The sequence below is a fragment of the Pseudomonas avellanae BPIC 631 genome (assembly GCF_000444135.1).
GTDB classification, from domain to species: domain Bacteria; phylum Pseudomonadota; class Gammaproteobacteria; order Pseudomonadales; family Pseudomonadaceae; genus Aquipseudomonas; species Aquipseudomonas avellanae.
Window position 1 is genome coordinate 1 of the sequence record NZ_ATDK01000368.1, and the last position, 4,258, is coordinate 4,258.

Below are 4,258 nucleotides of genomic sequence, written 5' to 3' on the forward strand. Positions count from 1 at the left end.
CTGCGGCCTCGCGTTTGAATTCAATGGAAAAGGTACGGCGTTGTTTGGTCATCAGACACCTCTATATCTGGCGATATTCTCGCCTAAATGAGTGTCCGGAATCATTAGACCACTACAGTTGTGCGGTGAGTTCAGCTCCTTAAAACACAGCGGTAGTCGCTACCAAGCCATGCAGCTAAGCTGCGTGGCGATGCTCAAAAGCGATTGCCGCTTCCACTGCTGCTGGCGGAATCTCATAGAGTTGTGCCACGCGCTTCGCGCTCTGACCTTCAGCCAGATAGGAATGGTAAATGGCGGCGGTGTCGATTCCGGTGCTTGTCAGTACTGGTTTGCCGAAGTTTCTTGCAGGGTCCAACACCACCGCCTTGCTGCGCTTGACCGGATACCAACGTTTTGCCGACTCTTCACCGGCGTAATCAATGCCCTCATACAGAGACGGTGTGATGACCTGTTTGAAGGCATATTGCCGCTTGACCAGATCCAGCAGCGCCTCGTCGCCGGTTTCGTCCAAAACGGTTGCAAATATATCCCGCCCGTCGGTTTGAAAGCGTCTGCACGTAAACGGATAGCGCTGGCCGAACATCTCTCGGGCTTGTAACGAAGCACTACGGATCGCTTGCAAGCTGACGCCATGCTGGCGAAACGCATGGACAAAGCGAATTTCCAGCAGGTCGTGGAAGCCGAGCAGCTTGTCATCAAGAAATGCAATTTCCGGAGTCCAGAGGCCGGGGTGATCGACCCCTGCCGCGCTATAGCCAAACATCCATCTGCGAATGTCTTTGGAAGGAATGCCAGTGTATGACGAGGCTTCCGCTGGGGTATAGAGGCCTAACCCGAGGAGGCGGCTGGGTGATGTAGTGGTGTTCATATGCCCCCTCCATTGCATGAGGTGATGAAGCGGGGGATTTTGAGCCTGATTCAGGCATCAATCAATGTCCGTTTGGGGGAATCGTATGGATCAGGACTGAACCTATGAAGAAAGATGAATAGTCCTACGAAAGGTCAGACGCCGAACTCAAGACACTCGATAAATCATCTTTAGTCGCAACGGAGGCATCGGCTGGAGCTTCCCGTGGTACTTCAAATTCGACTCCGCCGACATCCAGGCCCTCGGCGGATTGTTTAAGGCGAGGGCCTTATTGAGCAGACGTGTCGTTTTTTACTGCGAGCATACCGCCCAGCACCAGGCAAAGAGTCAGTATGGCCTCTGAAGAGACAGTTGCCCATGCAGCCCCCAGAGCCCCGTGCAATGGGACAAGCCAGGCGTTAAGGCACACGTTTACCAGTAACGAAAATGCAGCGCTGACCAGGAAAAAGCGCTCTCGATGAGTTGCGACCGCGCATTGCGTAAGAACATAGTTCGGAAGAGCGAAGAACAACGAAATCGACAACCAACCCATGATCGGCTGCGTTTCATCTACGTAAGCGCTACCGAAAAGCAAGCCAACTCCCCATCCGCCTGACATCCAGCCCCCACCCGCCAGCAATGCACCAATCGCAAAAGCCATCAGTATCGCCTTGCGACTGAAATCAACGCTACCGCCGGGCGTCTCCGCCAGATGCCGCATGCGTCGGAACATGACTAACGCTACGGGAGTTGCCAAGAGCATGACACCGTCGATCAAACGGCAAGCAACGGCATAGGAACCCACCTGCGGAACATAGCCCAGCACGCTATGCAAAATGACGATGTCTACGCGGTGGTAGATTGTTGTGAGCAGGTCTAGTAACAGAAAGACGAACGCGCTGCGGTAAGCCCATACAGGCAACACCAGAGGCGCTTTGATCAGCACAGGCAGATCTCGCCGAAACCAGACGAATGTCAGCAGCAGGCCAAGCCCCCAGGCAGAAAAAATCGCTACGGGTGTAAGGCCAAAGATAGCGATGCTGGACAGGATCATCAGCGCGCTCAGACTACGAGCACAAACTTGAAAGAACGCGTCCTTGGAAAACTCGCCCGCGCCTTTGAGCCAGGACGATAACCATGTAACCAGTGTTATTGCGCCGAAGCAGAACACTGCCGCAGCCAGCGCCACACCCTCTACCCAGCGGGAAGCCAGGCAGGCGAGCAGCATCAACACCAGGCTGCTGATCACAAGATGCAATAACGCCTGGCGCGGCAACGTTTGATTCAACGCCTTCAGGGCTGCCGTAGGAGAAGCTCGCTCACGTAGAAAAAGGGTTTTAAGTCCCGCGTCCTGAATCAGTGCCAGAAACATAGCGAGAACATAAATGTAGGTGTAAGCGCCAAAAGCATCCGGCCCCATGCTTCTCGCCAGGAGAACCGAGATTCCAAGCGACATCAAAGCGCCATAAATCGTTGACATCCACTGAACGATCAGAGGACTGCCTTTCCTCAACAGAGAAAATACCGAGAAATTCGATGGAGTTTCAGTGCCCTGTAAAGGCATCTTTGCAGCCATTGAATACTCCGAAAGAAAATACTTTATCTACCGCTTACCAAGACTAGTTTCTACCCACTCGTCCCAGGATTGAGCCTCGTACACAAAATGCTAGCACAAGTGTCGTAGTCATCTTGCGGGAGGTTGCGCAATAACGCCCTGCATCCAAAAGCGAGGAAGGTATCGCCCACCGAAATCTTCACTAAATTGCTGCCTGCGTGTGTCCATGTCGGGTAAGTCGCGAACAATGGTGTAGAGAATCATGCCTGTCGCAAGCGTCAGGCAAAGCAGCCACGCACGACTGAGCGCAACACTGGCAGGACGAGGGGCTGCTTGCCATTCATGCAACGCCAGCAGCCAGCCTACAATGATCGCCAGCCAGAGCTGTGAATAAGGCATGACGATCACCCCGTCGACCATAGACTGGGTCAGAGCGCCGATGAGGCTGGCGAACAGGCATAGGCGCATCAGATCAACCGGTTCAAGAGACTGCGCACGCTTGCGCAACAGCACCGCAGTGGTACTCAACCCATATAGCGCAAGGCCTGCCACGCATAACGTCGAGGGGATTCCCCATTCACAGGCCCATTGCAGAATGGCCTGATGTGGGTGCGCCGCCACGGCATTCCATATGTCAGCGAAATGCATGGGACCAAACCCAAGAAGCGGGCGCTGTTTGATCATTTCCCATGCTTGTTGCCAGAGGATTTCGCGTGCGGACAGTGAGGTCGTCAGGCGGTCGCCCGCGAAATTGCTGACTTCGATGCCCAACAGGCTTGGTAGCACGCTGAATAGCAGACTGAACAGCAGGAGCCCCGTCGAGGCCGCGCCCAGTTGCCACACGGCCCAGCGGCGTCCGGCACGCCCGAGGCAAAACGTTACGGCAACCGCAGCCGCCATGCCCAGCCATGTACCGCGAGTTCCTCCACTGATCGCGATCATCCACCAGAGGCTGGTCAGACAGAACAAACCGACCTTGATTGAGCGTCGTGTGGAGGGAAATAGTAGTGGCAGCACCAGTAAGGGCAGAGTGAAGGTCTGGAATTGGCCGTAAAAACGCTTGTTGGAAAAGCCGTCGAGTAGGAGGTCGGTGTCCAGGGTTGGGGTGGAGCTGAGGAATGCTGCTGTGGAGGCGGATAGAAACTGGATTGTTTTAACAGTGCAGATAAGGATGACGAAGCCTATAAAGGCGCGATCCAGTTGGGCACCGTGATGTTGTCTTTGCAGGGTGAATGCCGTGGCAATTGCGCAGGAGAGTAGTAGAGTTGATAACTCTGTTAGTGCCCAAGTTGGTTGATGAGCCATAAGACTGGACAAAAGCCCTACCAATAACAGACCTCGAAAAACAACCTTGACCCAAAATGGAAAAAGGCCACTACTAGTAGCGTTAATTACGCGGTGAAAAAAAAGAAAGGCAAGGGACATCATCCCAATGCCACATTGACCCAACCTTTGAACATCGTGCGAAGCAAAACCATCAGTGTATACACTGACAAAAAGAACAGTGCAACACGTTAGAAAAAAAGCATGAGATCTCAGCATTACTAACAAAATAAAACTCAACTCAGATACAGACTAGAAAGCCCTCACAAGCCTGCTTTTTCTTGCAAGCGCACTGCGCATCTGCGAGGTGGTTGATTTAAATTTATACGCGAAGTCAGAAGCCCTTCAAAACCATCTCAAAATAGACATGAAAAGATTGCAGAGCTTTATAGTGACTAGACATATAGCTTTACTTAAAAATAAGCACATTAGGGACTCACCACCCTATCAGGGTGATGAGCCACCTGGATGTCAAGCTAGTGTACTGTTTTCGAAAAAATCAGCCACCAACTAACGGAAAATTCAAATCTTAT

General features: G+C 52.7%; 4 protein-coding genes. 1 reads left to right on the forward strand and 3 read right to left on the reverse strand.

The annotated features are described in order from the left end of the window. Window positions 1-175: 175 nt before the first annotated feature. The gene (locus tag DW49_RS0121960; RefSeq protein WP_032617390.1) at window positions 176-868 is read right to left on the reverse strand and encodes a DUF433 domain-containing protein; all 693 of its coding nucleotides are present in this window, start codon (window positions 866-868) and stop codon (window positions 176-178) included. Between the two features lie 166 nt (window positions 869-1,034). On the opposite strand from DW49_RS0121960, the gene DW49_RS1000000134370 reads away from it, so the two are divergent. Beyond that, a complete protein-coding gene (locus DW49_RS1000000134370) occupies window positions 1,035-1,211 on the forward strand; it encodes a DUF1523 family protein (protein ID WP_370445418.1) in 177 nt (58 codons plus the stop codon). On the opposite strand, the gene DW49_RS0121965 is transcribed toward DW49_RS1000000134370, so the two are convergent. Next, on the reverse strand, window positions 1,137-2,423 hold the full coding sequence (locus DW49_RS0121965; protein WP_005614799.1) for an oligosaccharide flippase family protein: 1,287 nt from the start codon (window positions 2,421-2,423) through the stop codon (window positions 1,137-1,139). The genes DW49_RS1000000134370 and DW49_RS0121965 overlap by 75 nt on opposite strands. 108 nt (window positions 2,424-2,531) lie before the next feature. After that, on the reverse strand, window positions 2,532-3,830 hold the full coding sequence (locus DW49_RS0121970) for an O-antigen ligase family protein (protein ID WP_024421399.1): 1,299 nt from the start codon (window positions 3,828-3,830) through the stop codon (window positions 2,532-2,534). Window positions 3,831-4,258 lie beyond the last annotated feature (428 nt).

Coding starts and splice junctions, on each gene's coding strand:
- DW49_RS0121960 (WP_032617390.1), bottom strand. CDS start 868: ATGAACACCACTACATCACCCAGCCGCCTCCTCGGGTTAGGCCTCTAT.
- DW49_RS0121965 (WP_005614799.1), bottom strand. CDS start 2,423: ATGGCTGCAAAGATGCCTTTACAGGGCACTGAAACTCCATCGAATTTC.
- DW49_RS0121970 (WP_024421399.1), bottom strand. CDS start 3,830: ATGATGTCCCTTGCCTTTCTTTTTTTTCACCGCGTAATTAACGCTACT.